General features: G+C 33.6%; 16 protein-coding genes. 5 read left to right on the plus strand and 11 right to left on the minus strand.

Annotation, left to right across the window (positions count from 1 at the left end):
* Positions 1–11 precede the first annotated feature (11 nt).
* On the plus strand, positions 12–2,900 hold the full coding sequence (locus tag NNH57_RS16380) for a T9SS type A sorting domain-containing protein (RefSeq protein WP_108808277.1): 2,889 nt from the start codon (positions 12–14) through the stop codon (positions 2,898–2,900).
* Between the two features lie 359 nt (positions 2,901–3,259).
* On the opposite strand, the gene NNH57_RS16385 is transcribed toward NNH57_RS16380, so the two are convergent.
* From NNH57_RS16385 to NNH57_RS16410, 6 genes are all read right to left on the minus strand, one after another.
* The gene (locus tag NNH57_RS16385; RefSeq protein WP_082995006.1) at positions 3,260–4,300 is read right to left on the minus strand and encodes a S41 family peptidase; all 1,041 of its coding nucleotides are present in this window, start codon (positions 4,298–4,300) and stop codon (positions 3,260–3,262) included.
* Positions 4,301–4,342: 42 nt separating this feature from the next.
* The gene (locus NNH57_RS16390; RefSeq protein ID WP_132065796.1) at positions 4,343–5,116 is read right to left on the minus strand and encodes a hypothetical protein; all 774 of its coding nucleotides are present in this window, start codon (positions 5,114–5,116) and stop codon (positions 4,343–4,345) included.
* 28 nt (positions 5,117–5,144) lie between these two features.
* Positions 5,145–5,609 carry a hypothetical protein gene (locus NNH57_RS16395; protein ID WP_074409769.1) on the minus strand — a complete coding sequence of 155 codons (465 nt, stop codon included), beginning with the start codon at positions 5,607–5,609 and terminating at the stop codon, positions 5,145–5,147.
* 102 nt (positions 5,610–5,711) lie between these two features.
* On the minus strand, positions 5,712–5,915 hold the full coding sequence (locus NNH57_RS16400) for a hypothetical protein (protein ID WP_074409770.1): 204 nt from the start codon (positions 5,913–5,915) through the stop codon (positions 5,712–5,714).
* A 167-nt stretch (positions 5,916–6,082) separates the two neighbouring features.
* Entirely contained in the window at positions 6,083–7,186 is a 1,104-nt protein-coding gene (locus NNH57_RS16405) for a helix-turn-helix domain-containing protein (protein WP_074409771.1), read from the minus strand.
* Positions 7,187–7,272: 86 nt separating this feature from the next.
* The gene (locus tag NNH57_RS16410) at positions 7,273–8,103 is read right to left on the minus strand and encodes a helix-turn-helix transcriptional regulator (RefSeq protein WP_074409772.1); all 831 of its coding nucleotides are present in this window, start codon (positions 8,101–8,103) and stop codon (positions 7,273–7,275) included.
* Positions 8,104–8,205: 102 nt separating this feature from the next.
* On the opposite strand from NNH57_RS16410, the gene NNH57_RS16415 reads away from it, so the two are divergent.
* The 4 genes from NNH57_RS16415 to NNH57_RS16430 are packed head-to-tail and all read left to right on the plus strand — an operon-like array spanning position 8,206 to position 11,085.
* Positions 8,206–9,189, plus strand: a complete 984-nt coding sequence (locus NNH57_RS16415) for a polysaccharide deacetylase family protein (protein WP_108808299.1) — start codon at positions 8,206–8,208, stop codon at positions 9,187–9,189.
* Positions 9,186–9,593 (plus strand): DoxX family membrane protein, encoded by a 408-nt coding sequence (locus NNH57_RS16420; RefSeq protein WP_074409773.1) that lies wholly within the window; start codon positions 9,186–9,188, stop codon positions 9,591–9,593. The genes NNH57_RS16415 and NNH57_RS16420 overlap by 4 nt, the downstream gene beginning before the upstream one ends.
* A gap of 3 nt (positions 9,594–9,596) precedes the next feature.
* Positions 9,597–10,703: an alkene reductase gene (locus NNH57_RS16425; protein WP_074409774.1), complete on the plus strand. Its 1,107-nt coding sequence runs from the start codon at positions 9,597–9,599 to the stop codon at positions 10,701–10,703.
* Between the two features lie 4 nt (positions 10,704–10,707).
* Positions 10,708–11,085 (plus strand): cupin domain-containing protein, encoded by a 378-nt coding sequence (locus NNH57_RS16430; protein WP_159099255.1) that lies wholly within the window; start codon positions 10,708–10,710, stop codon positions 11,083–11,085.
* A 7-nt stretch (positions 11,086–11,092) separates the two neighbouring features.
* On the opposite strand, the gene NNH57_RS16435 is transcribed toward NNH57_RS16430, so the two are convergent.
* The 5 genes from NNH57_RS16435 to NNH57_RS16455 are packed head-to-tail and all read right to left on the minus strand — an operon-like array spanning position 11,093 to position 18,401.
* Entirely contained in the window at positions 11,093–11,971 is an 879-nt protein-coding gene (locus NNH57_RS16435) for a cation diffusion facilitator family transporter (protein ID WP_074409776.1), read from the minus strand.
* A 2-nt stretch (positions 11,972–11,973) separates the two neighbouring features.
* A complete protein-coding gene (locus tag NNH57_RS16440) occupies positions 11,974–12,342 on the minus strand; it encodes a DUF3703 domain-containing protein (RefSeq protein WP_074409777.1) in 369 nt (122 codons plus the stop codon).
* 55 nt (positions 12,343–12,397) lie between these two features.
* Positions 12,398–12,814, minus strand: coding sequence for a Fur family transcriptional regulator (locus NNH57_RS16445; protein ID WP_074409778.1), 417 nt, complete (start codon positions 12,812–12,814; stop codon positions 12,398–12,400).
* Between the two features lie 2 nt (positions 12,815–12,816).
* Positions 12,817–14,010: an efflux RND transporter periplasmic adaptor subunit gene (locus NNH57_RS16450; RefSeq protein WP_074409779.1), complete on the minus strand. Its 1,194-nt coding sequence runs from the start codon at positions 14,008–14,010 to the stop codon at positions 12,817–12,819.
* 2 nt (positions 14,011–14,012) lie between these two features.
* Entirely contained in the window at positions 14,013–18,401 is a 4,389-nt protein-coding gene (locus NNH57_RS16455) for a CusA/CzcA family heavy metal efflux RND transporter (protein WP_108808275.1), read from the minus strand.
* Positions 18,402–18,507: the final 106 nt, after the last annotated feature.

Here is an 18,507-nt window from a genome sequence, read left to right on the forward strand (position 1 = left end):
AACTTAAAAAAATGAAACTTTTAAAAACTTTAATTTTGGCAATAGTATGCTCTAATGCACTACTAGCACAACAAGTCTATGAAGACTTTGAAAACAACACTGCAAAACTCGCATGGGAAGCGGTAAATGGGACATATACGTTAGAAAACGACCCTGCCAACAATCTTGAAAAAGTAGGCGTATTAACAGCTCCTGCAAATTCAATTGAAAATTTCCCTACACTTTCTGCAACACTTCCGAATGGATTTAACATGATGAAAAATAAAGTAATACGGATAAAAATTTATACTTCAGAAATATTTGATATCCGAATAGACCTTCACGAGGTATCTGGAAGTATTTGGTTTTCCGAAGTAAAACCTATTACAAAAACAAATGAATGGGTTGAATATCAATTTATGATGCCCGACATGAGTACTATAAATAAAATCTCTGTTGTTTTGAGGACTATAAATCCTGTGAAAATTTATTTTGATGATATTATCGGGGCTCCAGAAATGATCCTCGCTGATTTTGAAAATCATGGTAAAACATGGACTGGTACTAACGGAACATTTTCTGTAAAAGAGAACCCTAATAAAAGTAATGAAAATCAAAGCGATTCTACCGGTTTATTTATTAAAAACAGGAATCAACCTTATGCTTTTGTATCTTTAGATTTACCTAAGTATTATTCCTATGATAAAGAATTGCAGATAAAAATCTTACAAAAAATACCTGCCGGGCTAAATGATAAAGAGAAAAAAGAAGCAACGTTTACTAGATTTACTGTAAAATTAGAAAATACTAGAACAGGTGCATCTATAGAACGAAGGGGGGTTATTACGAGCAATGATAATTGGGTTCAATATGCTTTCGATTTAAGCAATATTGAAAATATTAATTCTTATACTTATGATAAACTTTTGATATTCTTTGCTCATAACAATAACAAAAATGCTAATTCTTTTTATTTTGATGATGTTCAATTTACCAGTGAAAGAGTGTATCCTGTAGATAACAGTCGTACTTTACCACAACTTATGAAAAACTCTTACGAAGTTTTTAAATTATTAAGAACCGAAAAAGGAGTGTATCGAGATTCTAAAAGGTTATTTGATAACAACGATTACCATCCCGGTTCTACAGCTGCAACAGGAATGGGCTTAGTAACCTTATGTATTGCCAACGAAAAAAAGTGGGAAACAACTGCTGATCAGGTTATAAAAACGCTAGAAACAGTTACTGGTCATACACCTGGTTTTACATTAGAAGTTAATGCTACAGGTTTTGCAAGGCATTATTTTAATTTAGAGACAGGTCAAAATGAATGGAACCAAGAATATAGTTCTATAGATACCGCTATCCTAATGGCTGGTGCATTTTTTGCTAAAGAATATTTCTTAGACATTTCTGCACCCAATAGAGCAACTACAACCCAAAAATCAAGAATTCAAACACTAGTTAATGAGTTATGGAGTTCTATTAAATGGGATGAGGCTATAGGAGATATATCAAAAGGTACGATCTATAGAGATTTTTATGGTAACGGAAAAGGGAAACCTGATAAAGTTTCTACTCCTTTTAATGAATATATAATTGTGGCAGATATGATTAATAAATCTGGCGCAGCAAATGGGACAACTCTTTGGAACCGATTTTTTAAAAATCCTGATAACATAATCCCTACAGCCACATATACGTATACCAATGCTCAAGGCCATCCTGAATCAAACGTTACCATCACAGATAATCATCATGGTAATTTTCTTTCTAGTTTTTTAGTCCAGTTTTCTTATTATTTAACCAACGGGTTTGCCACAAATACTGCATATCAGAAATATTTTAAAAACGCCCAAAAAGCAGATAAAAACTGGTGGAAATATGTTTCTGAACATGATAATCCTATTTCCAAAGAATCTTTTGAGTGGGGAATAGGAGCTGGTGATGCCAATGCTAAAAATGGGTATCACGCCGATAAAATTAATGATAATTGGACAAAAATTGTATCCCCTCACATCATTGCTGGTTTTTTGCCCGTTGATGAGAATAAAGAAGTTGAAAATGATTTACTAAACCTATACAAATCTGGAAGAGGTGTTTACAAATTACCAAATGCCGCAAAAGATGAGATTTTATGGCGATATAGTAAAGAAGATGTTAATTGGAGACCACAAGCCATTCAAGGAGTTGATTTTTCGACTATGTTATTTGGTTTATATTATTTAGAAAACCCAACTTTTTTCACAAAATACAATAACTACAAACCCGTCACTCATAATTTTTCAGGGTTCACCTGTGAACATTATCCAGTGTGGAATGCTACTCGAACCTATGCTAAAGAAGTAATCGTATACTATAATAACATGATATATATTTCTCTCAAAGATGATTTGATCAATAAAACACCTACTTCACATCCTTCTTCATGGAAAGAACTTGGTAATTGTACTCTAAGACCGATCCCTACTTCAAGATCAATTCCTGCCCCAACCTGTAATTATATGGAATATGGAAAAAAGACCAGTGGAAACTATAGAAGAGGAACTATTGTAAAAGTAAAAGAAAACAAAATATGGAAACTATACCAGGCAAAATGGGATATATCAGCTGCAACTACCTCTCCTTACAATATTCCTGGTGGAGGAGCGTGGGAGTCTCTTGGAGATTGCTCAACCTACAAATCAGCAAAAAAATCAAATTCATCATTTACAGTTTCTCCTAATCCAGCTTCGAATATCATATCGATCAAAGGAAATACAGGTATTACTTCTGTTGAAATTTATAGTATCCAGGGGCGCAAAGTATTGACTTCGGACTCCAAAACAATTGATATATCTGGATTAATTAATGGATTGTATATTCTAAAACTTCATACAAAAGATAGTGTCGTAGAAACGTTTAAAATCATGAAAGAATAAAAATTAGTATTCACTGTGGACCAGGGACAGTAGGGTAAACAAAACTTATAAACCTGATCTAGTTTACAATAAAGAAACTGCCTAAAAAGTATTTTAGGCAGTTTTTTCATGCCTCATTTTACGTATAAAAAGTTTATATGGTACATCGTTAACTATAGCATAATTTTCTACCTTCAGAGTAAAATGTTCGAGCAAATAGAATACTAAAAAAAGTATAGAAAACAATTATTTTGCAAGAATTAAAACATAGAAAGCCTGAGGTTTTAGTTATTTTTAACTACAACCCCAGGCAACTGCTCCCCCGAACCTAACTACGTTTAATGCTTTTATATCGATTAGATCTATAGCGATTTATGGCACTATTGCAATTCTACTATTGCTCGCTCTATCACCTCATCTTTTGCAGTATCTTCTAGATTAAGTACTACAGGAATATCGGGTTCAACTCCATCATCCAGGTGTTTTCCCTGGGCATCGATAAATTCACTGGTAGACAGGCTCCAATACCACCCGTTAGCCAAATATCCATCGGCTACAGATCCGCTTCCTCCTCCTGTTCTTTGTCCTACGGTTTTTATTCTTTCTACCGGATCTACAGAATACAGAAAAGTAGTAGACGCGCTATATACATTTCTATCGGTAAGTACCATTACGGGTTTCAGGTATTTGTTTGCACTGCCCGATGGTTGAAGAGTAACATGGCTATCAGAAAAATCATTTGGTCCCGGACCCGTTTTAAAACGCTCAAAACCGGTATAAATAGGTTTATCTGTAAAATAAGATGCAAATTTGGTTGCCAAAGCCGGATCGCCTCCTGTATTAGCACGCATATCAAAAATGAAACCTTTGGTATCTTTTAAATCCAAGAATATTTGCTCAATTTCATCATCGGAAATCTCAACATTCCACGAAGGAATCCATAGGTATCCGATTTTTCTATCTTGTGGTAAAGTTCCCCATACAGCTCTAAACCCCTGTAATGTCTTTATTTCAGAATTGACTGTATTACCGATATAATTATTCACTAGGATTGTTCCATCTATTCCTACAGGATATCCTTCTTCAAGATCAAAACCAACAGACATCCCATTGGGATTATTCTGATCTTCAATAAGGCTAGAATGACCATCTCTTAAACTTTTGGTAACCTCGCCTAGAATTTCAAAAACTTCTTTTTGAGTCTTAGCACTATTAATCTTTGCTCTAAGGTTATTTCTCAACGTATTTATGTTTACGTTCTTAAATTCCAGCATAGCATATTTCTCTTGTACCAGAGTCGTATACTCATCAAATACAGCAAGTGCATCTGTTTCTGGATTTGGCTCCATCAACGCTTTTTCGCAAGAACTGAACACAGCCAAAAATAGAAGCAGATATATTTTTATTTTTAGATATTTCATTACAATGTTTTATTAAAAAAATTAATTAAATGCATCACACTCTTACTTAGTACGTTTGAAGATGTTATATCGAATAGAGAGTGAATGTGTGCCATACGTTACCGGATATTTCTTAACCTCAGAAAACTTTCTCAGGTGCCATTTATACGCCACAGAAAAGCGATTTGATAATTGATATCGTATACTTGTTCTTACCTGAAAATGTCTGGGTATAGTTCTCAATTCGTAGTACTTAAAGGCAAAACGATCTTCAAGTTTACCGTTTTGATAATCAAAATCTCCATTCTCTAATACACTCTGCGGCACAGAAAAAGCAAACCCTCTACCTTCTCTGAAATAAGAAGCTAATCCTATATCTAAACCAAAACGGAATTTTTTATAGTCATAAATACCCGAAGCCCATAAGGTACTTCCTGTAACATCATACCCACTATTATTACCCAAACCCTCAAAGGTTTTTGTGTATAGATCCAGTACGTCCCATGTTGCCCCAACAAATAGATTTTCTTTAATACGATGAAGATATTTGGCCTGTAACATATAATTATAAGTACTTACCGTATTATCATGAGTAGCAGCTTTTTCTGTTGTTACTATTCCTTGTAAATTAACTCCCCAGATTGCTTTTTCATTTTCTTTTAGATATCCTAGTCCAAATACACCACCAAATCCATTATACTTTACATTAGAGTATTTTACATCCTGAAAGGAGGAAAAACCACCACCAATATCAACATAAAAAGAGGATGTTTTTTGTGCATGAAGCTGTACGAGGCTAACTACAAAAAAGAGCAAGATTAAATAGGTTTTTTTCATGTTTTCGTTTTTATGAATTAATTCACTATTATATTGCTCGTTTAAAAATGTAACGTGTAATAAATATCCCATTACTATCTCCTTCACCAGCATCACTTTCTACTGCACTGGTTACAAAAACAAGATCCCAACCTTCTGCCAACATTGTGGTTATCTTTGATGAAATCACCGCATCATTTGCAGCAATATTTTGAAAACGAATCCCTACCAGGTTGTAAAAGTTTAAAAGTTTAGTCTCCTCAAAATCCTTAACACGAATCGCTTTTCTTTTTGATTTATTACGTGTATTATCATCTTCTGTTTGTGTAGAAGTGAACTCTTTATAATCTCTTTCTGCATTTGCTGAAATAAGTCTTGAACGCCCTAAACCACTTGGAACTATAGATTCTACACTAGTAATAACTTTTACTTCATATTTTGGAGTCGAAGTTTGTGCACTACTTGTTACCATTGATGCGATAATAAATGCGCTTAATAGAATTACTTTTTTCATTTTTCTTACTTTTTATTATTAATTATTAATTTCAGTGTTCTTACTTCTTACACAACAGTAAACTTCTAGAACACCCTATTTTTTAAGGTTTAAAAAAATCCTTTATTTCTTTTTTGATATTGTAATAATTTGATCAATCACATAAATGGTTACTCCAATCAGGATGGGGAGTATAAGAACCAAATCAACTCGTATTACCGGACCGGTTATGGTTTTTTCCCATTTAGTTATCTGTAATTCCCAAACAATAAAACTAGACCAGATCACAACTAAAAAAACCAGTAATATTATAACTACACGTTTCATTTTTGAATAGTTTAATTTTTAACGTTGCACAAAGATTTGTTAAAAGCAAAAAGACAGCCAAGAAAAGTAATAGAGTAGCGGTTCGGATTTCAGAAATCCGAACGGAAATAGTAGTAAAATCAAAGGTTTTATTCCTGTTTCAGGAATCCGAACTTAAAAAAAGAAGGCTATTTGCCGTTTTTAAAACGAGAAGGTGTGGTGCCTGTATATTTTCTAAAAGCATCATAAAATGTACTTTTACTTTGAAAACCAACTTCATTACCAATACCTTCGACGCTTAAACTATTTGCAATATCACTTCTTAGAAGTTCTTTTGCTTTTTCAACCCTAAAACTATTGATATAGGAGTTGAAATTTTGATTAAGTTGAGAATTTATGACACCAGAAATACGTTTGGGATGTGCTCCTATCTTTTCTGCAATATCAATGATAGTTAAATCAGGTACAGTATATACCTTTTCATCCTGAATATATTTCTTTATTTCTTGTAGTAATTGTATTGTACCTTCATTATTTATTAAAGAATTATTGTTTTTATCACTTTTATCCACAACCATTACATCATCTGATATAGGAATTAAAGTTGTTACGTTTTGTTGAAGAATACCTCGTACCGATATCCAATATAATAGCATAACATTAATGGTAGATATTGTTATGAGAAAGTAAAATCCTGTGTCAAAAAAATCAGAGAATAGTACAACAAAAGTAAGAATAAGTCCAAAGCCGATAAAAATTCTTGCCCACCGTAGTTCTCTATATTCTGTAGAAGTATATTGATCTTTTAACTCCTTAGTATGTTTTTTAATAAAATTTAAGGTTTTAAAACCGATAAAGAAAGAAAAAAGAATTCCTCCCAAAAGTATCAAATCATACCAAAGAGATTCTTCTATTTCCATTTTCGAATCATTATCCTGAAAAAATACAACTATTGCGATAATGAATTCTAATACTCCTGGAATTAGTGTCCAGTAACTAAGTTTGTTTTTAGAAAGTATTGAAACCTGCTGAACGTAGATATAAAATAAAGGAAACATCAACCAGGTAAAATCAAAAGGCAATAAGTCATATTGAGGGTAATACGTTATAATATTTAAATCTTCTAAAATGACGGGAAGCAAGTTTAATGCATATACAATTATAAACAAGCCCAAAAATAAAGTAGATTTATCCTTTTTTCTATTTATGATAATGAGTAACAGACCAAGAATAACACCTTGTATTAACCCAAGAGTATCTATAAAGGATACAATATTATAATTTATTTCCATTATCTAAATGTATAGAAATTTGTAGATAAAGCATTGTTACAATAATGACTCCAAAAAGTATTAATTTATAAAATTATTTTGGTTGATTAAAATTCACTTGGGTTCTTACCTGTATATTTTTTAAATAATTTATTAAAATGACTGGAGTCTGTAAAACCTGTTTTTTGAGCTATTTCAGAAATATTCAAATTTGTTTGTTTCAATAATCGCTCTGCCATTTTGATTTTTGTCTGAATCACATATTGCTGTATCGAAATACCTGCATGTTTTTTAATAAATACACTTACATAACTAGGAGACATATTAAATGTTGCAGCAATTTTTTTGATTCTAATAATATCTTTATCCAAAACATTCTGCCGTATATATGTAAGTATATCACTCACCTTTTCTTCTTCAGAAATAGTATGTATAGCAGCATTTTTATTAAGATTTCTTGATATTATAATTAATAATGCACCTAATAATTCTAATAAAATTGAGCGGCTGTAAAGTGAAGGGGTTTTGTATTCTTTTTTAATAATTCGAAACAATTCGAACACATGCGATCTGTCTGTAGTATTAGAAATAATATTTTCGGGAATACTATTGGCATGTAATACAACAGCATCTAAATTCTTTCGCCATTTTAAATCAGAAACAAGTTCTGTTTTTTCTATAAAAAGCTGCTCTGTGAATTTAATAAAGCCAAAGTCTGTATGATCTCTAATGATAAATTCGTGTTCGTCCTTTGGGGTCAATAAGAAGATGTCTCCTTCTGTATATTCAAAAATACTCTCATTTAAAATGTGTTGCCCATTCCCCTTGAGAATAAAAATTAATTCGAAAAAATTATGAGAATGCTTTGGATACTCCCACTTATCAAGCGACAGCTCAAATACATTTAAAGACTTTGCACTAAAAAAACGTTTTGACACAAGTATACTAACATAGATTTATACAAATATACAATGAATATATACCAAAAACAGGCTTCTTCCTTCAACTAAATTTGCATTATAAATCAAATGGTAAACCCAATGAGACTAATAAAAGTATTTTTTTTAATACTATCTACAACCGTATGTATAGTTCTATTTTCTAGTCATACTTCAGAAAAAAAACTTATAAAGACCGCCACAATAGAAACCGATAGCATAACAGATCGTTTCTGGCCAAATGATGCGCGACTGGTCATCTCATTCTCAATGCAATTTGAAACTGGCGGACAGCCTGAAGGTGCAGAAAGTCCTTTTGCTGCAAAACCATTACCCAAAGGATATCCTGATCTTCCTGCAGAAAGTTGGTTTCGTTATGGTGCCAAAGAAGGTATTTACAGAATGCTGGATTTGTGGGATAAACACAATATCAAAGTTAGTTCTCATATCGTTGGAGCTGCTGCTATCAAGTATCCCGAAGTTGCCAAAGCTATAGCAAATCATGGTCATGAAATTGCTGCACATGGTATCGCCTGGAACGATCAATGGGATATGACTTATGAACAGGAATTAGCATTTATAAAAACCGGTATTGACACAGTTGAAACCATTACCGGGCAACGTGGTAGGGGCTATAATGCCAATTGGTTACGACGTAGCCCCAACACACTAAAGGTGTTACAAGAACTTGATTTCTTATATCATATAGATGACTTAAGTCATGACGAACCATTTATCACAGAGGTTAGGGGAAAAGATTTTGTAGTCATGCCGTATACGCTTCGTAATAATGATATTGTAAATATTGAAGGCAAAAATTGGTCTCCTGATCAGTTTTTAAATCAATTAAAAATGGAGTTTGATCAATTATATGATGAAGCAGGAAGTAAAAGAAGAATGATGTCTGTGAGTTTACACGATAGAATCGGTGGAGCACCATCAATTGTTCGCGCGATAGACCTATTCATACAGTATACAAAGAAACATAAAGGTGTTGTATTTATGCGTAAAGATGATATTGCAAAAATGGTAAAAGACGATCCAAAAACACCCAGAGATAATTCTGAATTAATGTATAACAAATGAAAAATACAGCTTCAAAAAATCATGCCTATTTTCTATTACGATTAGCAATGGGCGCCAACCTATTAGCACATGGATTAGTACGAATTCCGAAAATAGAAGCCTTTAGCAACTGGATGATAAACCTTTATAAAGAAATAGTACTACCCGAAATATTCATTTCTTCTTTTGCAAAAATATTGCCCTTTGCAGAACTTACTATTGGTGTCTTCCTTGTTTTTGGGTTGTTTACTTATCGTACCTGCCTCTCTGGGGGAATACTAATGATTATTCTAATTTTTGGCTCTTGTTTAGTCGAACAATGGGAATGGGTTGGGTTTCAAATGATCTACGTACTGTTCTTTTACCTTTTGATTAGTACATCGCAAAACAATCATTTTTCAATTGATAATCTCTTACAAAAATAAATCATGAAAACCACACTATATACAAAATACAAAATGAATGAGCTTTCATTAAAAAATCGTTTTTTAATGGCGCCCATGACACGCTCCAGGGCAGAAGAACCTGGAAACGTACCTAATGCTTTAATGGCAAAATATTACCAACAAAGAGCTTCTGCCGGAATTATTATTACCGAAGCTACTCAAATTTCTGTACAAGGAATGGGTTATGCAAAAACTCCCGGAATCTATTCTCAGAAACAAATCGAAGGCTGGAAACTCATCACAGACACAGTGCATAAAAATGGAAGCAAAATCTTTTTACAGCTATGGCATGTGGGACGTGTAAGCTCTTCAAAAATAAATGGATTACAACCTATTGCTCCCTCTGCTGAAATAGCAAAAGACACACAGGTATATATTTTTGATGGCGCTCCTAATGGTGATGCTACATTTGTTCCTGTCGAAAAGCCTCGGGAGATGACCAAAGGTGATATTGCCCAGGTTATCGAAGAATTTAGAATAGGGGCAAAAAATGCTATCGAAGCCGGCTTTGATGGAGTCGAAATTCATGGCGCAAATGGATATCTTATTGATCAGTTTTTACGAAGTAATAGTAATCATAGAACAGATGAATATGGCGGAACCAAAGAAAACAGAATTCGTATTCTTAAAGAAATTACTCAAGCAGTGGCAGATGAAATAGGTGTTGATAAAACAGGAGTACGACTATCCCCTTTTATAAGCTTTAAAGATATGAATGACCCCGAAATTTTAGAAACCATTATGATTGCTGCCAAAACATTAAACGAAATAGGAGTAACCTATATCCATTTATGTGAAGCCGATTGGGATGATGCCCCCACAATTCCAGAAGATTTCAGAATTAAATTGAGAGCTAATTTTACACATACAATTATAGCTACAGGAAATAAAACTCCTAAAGAAGCTGACGATCTATTGGACAAAAACTTAGTTGATCTGGTAGGGTTCGGAAGAAAATTTCTAACCAATCCTGATTATCCGAAACGAGTACAATTAAATGCTACAATGAATGATATTTCTGATCCCCATACTCTTTTTGGTGGTGGGGATGCAAGAGGGTATACCGATTATCCATTTTTAGATGTATAAAATTATGGTCACAAAAGAAATTAATCCTGCCGGTAGTTTTAAAAATTGGGATAACACTAAAATGCAAGAACTACAAAACAGCAATAAAAGTAATTGCATTGGAAATACTCTATTATTTGAAGATGATAGTATTAAAGTTTGGTCTATACTATTAAAACCTGGAGATCAATTACCTTTTCATAAACATACAAAAAACTATACCTGGATTTGTTTAACCCAGGGGGTTGCCATATCTCATTATGAAAATGGTAGGATTGTCGAAATACAGTATCAAAAAGGAGATGTATCATATTATGATCATGATACCAAAGGTGATTTTGTTCATGATTTAAAAAATACTGGTGATCTGCTATTAAAGTTTAATACAATAGAATATAAATAACCTCTTTTTACCCTGTTAACATACACACCTCACCATCCAATTCTGTTTCAATAGTACAATGACTAAAATGATACATCATTAAGGCCTTTTTAACTTCTGATTTTATATCAATAATCTGATCGGTTTCTGTGATGTCTTTTAGTTTAACATGAGCCGTAAAAACATGATGTTCTCCTTCTAGTGACCAAACATGTAAGTGGTGTATAGAATCAACATGTGGTACTTGTAGTATTTTTGATTTTATTTCTTCTATATTAATATCTTTTGGGATCCCTTGTAGGAATACGAATAATGTTTCTTTTAATCGCTTAATAACATTATATAGAATATACAGTGTTATTAAAAGAGAAAGGGCAGGGTCGAGGTATTGTACATCTGTAAAATATATAGCAATCGCTGCAAAAAGTACAGCAACCCAACCCAATACATCTTCCATTAAGTGCCAGGAAACCACTTTCTCATTCAACGATTTCCCGCTACTTACTTTCCATGCCGCATAACCATTAACAGCTATTCCTATAAGTGCAAAAACAATCATCCCCTCAGCATCAGAACGTTCGGGTTCTAATAATCTGCCTATGGCTTCATAAATCACATAAATGGATCCTAAAATCAAAACAATACTATTAATCAAGGCACCCAAGAGAGAGAAACGCCTATAACCAAATGAGAATTTGGCATCGGCTTCTTTTTTAGATTTCCCTTCGAGGTACCAGGCAGTACCCAAAGAAAGTGAATCTCCTAAATCATGAATAGCATCAGAAATAATAGCAATGCTATTTACATAAAGACCTCCTATAATTTCTAAAATTGTAAAGCTCAAATTTAGAAAAAATACAATTTTTAAATTCTTTCCTGCGTGGTCATGTGAATGATCGTGTCCCATAATTACTTTTGGTATGATTCTAATTTTATTTTCAAATCATGAGGTATATGCATTGTTTTTAAAGGAGGTACATTAGCACCTCCTGTATTACCAATAGGAACCTTATTAACAAAAGATTTCCAGCCTCCTACAATCAAACGAATAACTTGTCCAAAAATTTCTTTGATATCTCTGGTAAGCATCCCATATTTAAGCATTAAATAATGCGTGTAAGAATGTTCCCAAGGGTATGATTGTCCCAAAATATGGCTGCGCTCTAAATGATCCCAAGCCTTTGATAAATCGTTATTAGATAATGCCGTTTTATAAAGCGACAATTCTTTATCATATTCGATTTTAAGCTTTGGTGGTATTGTTATATTAAACTTCATACAATTACATGTTTTATACAAAAATATGCATAGTAGTCATGCAATAGAAGTGCATTTATTGACCACTACAATGCTCACATATACCTTTTACTACCAAATTCATGTCTTCTGCTATATATCCATCTGGTAAATTGATTTGAGGAATTTTATGTTCTGTAAGACATATCGTTTCTCTACAATTATTACAATGAAAATGTAAATGCAAGTCTCTGCCAATATCACAATTACAACCAGCTTCGCAAAGCGCATATTTTATCGTGCCCGTTCCATCATCTACCTGGTGTACAATCCCTTTTTCCTCAAATGTCTTTACGGTTCTATACAACGTTGTTCTATCTGCTTTTGCAAAAGCATTTTCAATATCTCCAAGTGTTTTAGCTACATTACTTTGAGTCATATATTTATAGACCAATAATCGCATTGCTGTTGGTCGTACTTTCTTCGATTCTAAAAAACTTTCAATAGTATTCATTATTAATGTCCGTGACCGTGACCTCCTTCTTCACTGTTTTTTGCCTTACCCAAAATGGTAAAAGCATCTTTTATTACTAATCGAATGGTACTAATGTCTTTATTTTTATCCTCTAATGTAATTGCTACGAATCCTTCTTCTTCGGTTCCTTTAGTGATCGGTATCATTTCAAAATCTGTAACCAGGGCTTCTCCCTCGCTTCTTTTTTCTCCTGCTGCAAAAACATAATGGTTTCCATCAAAACGAACTATGGCTTCTTCTGGAACCGCATATGCTTCGCGAGCACCAACTTCAATTTTTGCGTTTACAAACATTCCCGGAAGCAACTCCTGGTTTTTCTCTTTTAAGTGCCCATGAATAGTTATAGATCTATCATCACTAACATTGTTACCTATTAAGAAAATCTCTGCTTCCATCCATTTATCAGGTTCATTTGCTAATCGAAAACGAATACGTTGCTCATTTTTTATTAATGGGATATCATCTTCATACACTTTGAGCTCGACATGCAAATCTTCGGCATTAGTGATATCCATTAATACATCTTCTGATCCAAAATATTTTCCGGTATTTACATATACTTCTCTCACTACTCCATTAATAGGAGAATACACATTTACTATAGAAGATACTCTTCCGTTGGTTACATTAGAAGGATTGATACCCACCATTTTTAATTTACTTTCTAAAGCCTGAATATTTGCTTTATTAATCAAGTAATCACTTTTTGCTTTTTGAAATACTTTTGTCGAAGAGACATTTTCTTTATTTAGTGTTTCCTGACGTTCATAATCTGCTTTCAGGTATTCATTTTTTGCAACTGCTTCGAGGTAATCTCTTTGAAATTCTATAAAATCAGGGTTCTCTACTCTTGCTACAAGTTGCCCTTTTCTTAATCGTGTACCTGGTAACATATCGGTAAATTTCAAAAATCCTCCATAAGGAACCGTAATAGAAAGATTACTTTGTGGCGGAACATCGATCATCCCATTTACACTTAACTCATTTCCTATTTTACGTTTCTGAGCTTTACCTATTTCTATTTCAGTTTGCTTCATTTGTTCATCGGTCAACTCAATAAAGTTTTCGTTATCTTCTTCATGTTTTTCCTCAGAAGTTGTAGCTGATTTATTATTACACCCTAAGGTAAGCAGAAGTATGAATATGGCTATTAATTTATATATGTTTGTTTTCATTTTTATTGAATTGCGTTTATACTTTCAATTTCGATAAGAGTTTGATTGTAAGCGTTTATGAATTCTAAGTATTTGGTTTGAATTTCTAGTGCCCGATTGAGTCCTTGTACATATTCTATATATCCGATAGCTCCTTCTGTAAAACCTCGCTGAGATTGTTTTAATAACAATTCGGATTGTGAAAGCGCATTTTTCTCATAATACAACAAGTTCTTTTGGTTTTTTCCTAGTCGTTCTAAAAGCATCTTTAACTGGGTATTAACTTCATTTTGAACCACGTCTAACTGTGCCTGACTTTCTTTTTGACGAATTTTTGCCGCTTTTATTTTTGCTGCATGTGGTTTGCCCCAAATCGGAATTGCTAAACCTAACTTTACCCCGGTAAATCTGTTTCTAGAATCAAAAATCACATCGGATCCATTTACGGTTTGTCCCGGGCCATTAAAAGATTGATTAAAATACCCTAATGTGATATCGGGAAGCATTTTTGATACGGCTACCGATTTCTTAATATCGGCAATCGCTATTTGTTTTTTGTAAAAAGATAGTACAGGATTTTTCTCTACAGCTGTAGCATTTTGATCTACTGGCAGCAAATTTGATTTTATTTTTAAATCCCCTACAGCAATATCAACCTTGTTTTCAGAATTTACCAATTTTTGCATAAGCAATTGATATCCTCGTATGGTTGCATTATTCTCCTGTATTTTAATTTGCAAATCTGCAACTTCTGCATTGGCTGTTGCTTGTTCTAATGCATTACTTTCTCCTGTTTTAAATCGCAGGTTTGCAGCATATACAAATCGCTGATAAATACTATCTTGTTTTTGAAGTAACTGTTGTTTACTCTTTAGAAACCACAATTGATAATATGTTGCTTTTAATTGCGTTACTACCTCATTTTGAACCACTTCTTGATTTAATTCACTAGATTTTATCGTTGCTTTAGCCAATTTATTCTGGTTCGTGTAAAGTGTAGGGAAGGCAAATTTCTGGCTGATACTAAACCGAGTATCATTATCAAAATCGCTATTGGTTTGTCCATATGCCAGATCAAAATCAGTTTTGGGTAGGTTAAAACTAGCTCCTTTTAAGGCATGTTTCTGTTCGGTTTGAAATGCAGCAACTTTTAGATTTGGATTATTTCTTAACGCTGCGTCCATAACTTCTTCTAAACTTTGATATATGGTTTTTGCTTCACTAGTCTGAGCATTTATGCTTGTCATATTTCCTGCTACTCCAAGAAATACGACTAGTGAAAGCACTGTTTTTTTGGGTTTCATTTGTACTCTTTTTTCAAAATAATAATAGAGAATAGGTAATACCACCAGGGTTAAAAAAGTAGCGGTAATCAATCCTCCTATAACTACTGTTGCCAGAGGTCGTTGTACCTCTGCTCCCGAGGTTTGAGAAATTGCCATTGGTAAAAATCCTAATGAAGCAACGGTTGCAGTCATAATTACGGGTCGTAATCGAGTTTTGGTACCTTTATAAATTCGTTCAAAAATATCGGTAATACCTTCTTTTTTTAATCGATTAAATTCTGCAATAAGTACAATTCCGTTTAATACTGCTACACCAAATAAGGCTATAAAACCAACACCAGCAGAAATACTAAATGGTAAATCCCGAAGCCAAAGAGCAAAGACACCTCCTATAGCAGAAAGGGGAATTGCTGTAAATATTAAAACTCCTTGTTTTAAAGAACCAAAAGTAAAATACAATAGAATAAAAATAAGCAGTAATGCTAAAGGAACTGCTATCGCCAGGCGTTGCTTAGCTTTGATCAGGTTTTCAAATTGACCTCCATAAGCAACGGTGTATCCTGATGCAAAATTTACCTGATTATCAATTTTAGTACTAATTTCTTCTACAACACTCTGGACATCGCGATCCCTAACATTGAAAGCAATGATAATACGTCGTCTTGTATTGTCTCGTTGTATTTGATAAGGACCATCTTTGATAGATACAGTTGCCAGTTGTTGCAATGGAATTTGTTCTCCATTATGCCCATTAATATAAAGATTCTGCACATCTGTAAGACTGGTTCTGTTACTATTATCTAATCGTACTACTAAATCAAAACGTTTCTCTCCTTCATAAACCAATCCTGTAGATGCTCCTGCAAAAGCTGCCTGAATTGTATTATTAACTGCTTTAATATCCAAGCCATACTTCGCCAATTGGGCTCTATTATAATCGATTACGATTTGTGGTACTCCTGTCACCTCTTCTACATAAACATCGACCGCTCCCTTAACTTTTCCGGCAATTTTACCAATCTGATTTGCATAGGAGGAAAGTCGAGTTAAATCTTCTCCATATATTTTTATGGCTACATCCTGGCGCACCCCCGTCATTAGTTCATTAAATCGCATCTGTATCGGTTGTTGAAAACCAAAAGCCACTCCTGGTAGCACTTCTAAAGCTTCTGCCATTTTATTAGCCAATTCTGAACGATTAGAAGCTGATACCCACTTTGATTTGTCTTTAAGAATAATCATCATATCTGCAGCTTCTACCGGCATAGGATCAGTAGGTATTTCTCCCGAACCTATTTTTGAAACCACTTGTAATACTTCTGGAAAATTATCGAGTACTATTTTCTCTGCTTTGGTTGTAGCTTTTATTGTATTAGAAAGAGAGCTTCCGGTAAGTACTCTGGTTTCTACAGCAAAATCACCTTCTTCAAGTGTTGGAATAAATTCTCCTCCAAGGTTATTAAACACCAAATATGCTATTATAAAAAGTCCTGATGTAATTGCCAGAATAAATATTCTACTATGCATCGACCATTTAATTATAGGTTCATATAGTCTATAGAAAAAATTCATGATTTTATCAGAAATATTTTCTTTATAGGTTCCTTTTTTACTCAACACCAATGCAGACATCATAGGAACATAAGTTAGTGATAGTATGAAAGCTCCCAGGATAGCAAAGCCAACTGTCTGTGCCATTGGACCAAACATTTTTCCTTCTGTTCCTACCAGGGCTAAAATGGGTAAATACACAATAAGAATAATAATTTCACCGAAAGCAGCAGAATTTCTGATTTTACTAGCTGATTTATACACTTCTTCATCCATCTCTTTCTGTGTCAACTTCCTATTAAATTTTAAAGCTCCGAGATGAAACAAAGTAGCTTCTACAATAATTACAGCCCCATCTACTATCAAACCAAAATCAATTGCCCCAAGGCTCATTAAATTTGCAGAAACATCAAAAAGGTGCATCATACTAAAGGCAAACAAAAGTGACAATGGTATTACCGATGCTGTAATAAGTCCTGCACGCCAATTCCCTAGTAATAGTAATAGGATAAAAATAACAATCAATGCCCCTTCTATAAGATTAGTGGTCACTGTACCAATTGCATTATTGACTAATTTAGTCCTATCTAAAAAAGGTTCGATCATTACTCCTTCTGGAAGTGTTTTGGTAATAGATGCTATTTTGTCTTTTACATTTTTAATTACTTCTGCAGAATTTGCTCCTTTAAGCATCATTACAATAGCACTTACTACTTCTCCCTCTCCATTGCGAGTGGTAGCGCCATAACGAATAGCTTTTCCGGTTTGTACCTTGGCTACATCACTAATTAAAACCGGTATCCCATCGGATGTTTGTTTGATAAGAATATTTTTTATATCCTCTATGGTTCCTATCAATCCTTCACTTCGTATAAATAAGGCTTTATCATTCTTCTCTATATAGGCACCTCCTGTATTTTGATTATTACTTTCTAATGCATTAAATATTTCAGAAATAGATATATTCATAGCATTTAATCGTTCGGGACGTATTGCAATTTCATATTGCTTTAGATATCCTCCAAAACTACTTACATCTGCTACTCCTGGTGTACCCAATAGTTGACGTTTTATAATCCAATCCTGAATAGTTCTTAATTCTGTTGCATCATATTGGTCTTCGTAACCTGGTTTTGTAGTAATAACATATTGGTAAATTTCTCCCAGACCTGTAGTTAAAGGAGCTATTCCCGGTTTTCCTATATTTTCGGGAATTTGGGATTGTGCTTCGACAAGGCGTTCACTAACTTGTTGTCTTGCCCAATACACGTCTACGTTTTCTTCAAAAACAATGGTTACTACTGATAGCCCAAAACGTGAAAACGAACGTATTTCTTCAATTTCGGGAATGGTAGCCATTGTAATTTCTACAGGAAAAGTGATTAGCCGCTCTATTTCTGGTGATGCCAATGTTGGAGAAGAGGTAATCACCTGTACTTGATTATTTGTAATATCGGGAACAGCATCCACCGGCAGCTGTTTTGATGAATATATTCCCAAAATAATCAGTGCTAATGTTAGTAATCCAATAATCAATTTATGAGTTATCGAATACCTAATTATTTTATTAAGCATATAATAGTTTTAATTCAGTTAGACATCTCGATTCAATTCGATTAAACAGAATTTCTCGATGTTAAATAGCTGTTACTTTCTTTAAAAAGATAGCAACAAGACATAG

The sequence above is a fragment of the Aquimarina spinulae genome (assembly GCF_943373825.1).
GTDB lineage: Bacteria > Bacteroidota > Bacteroidia > Flavobacteriales > Flavobacteriaceae > Aquimarina > Aquimarina spinulae.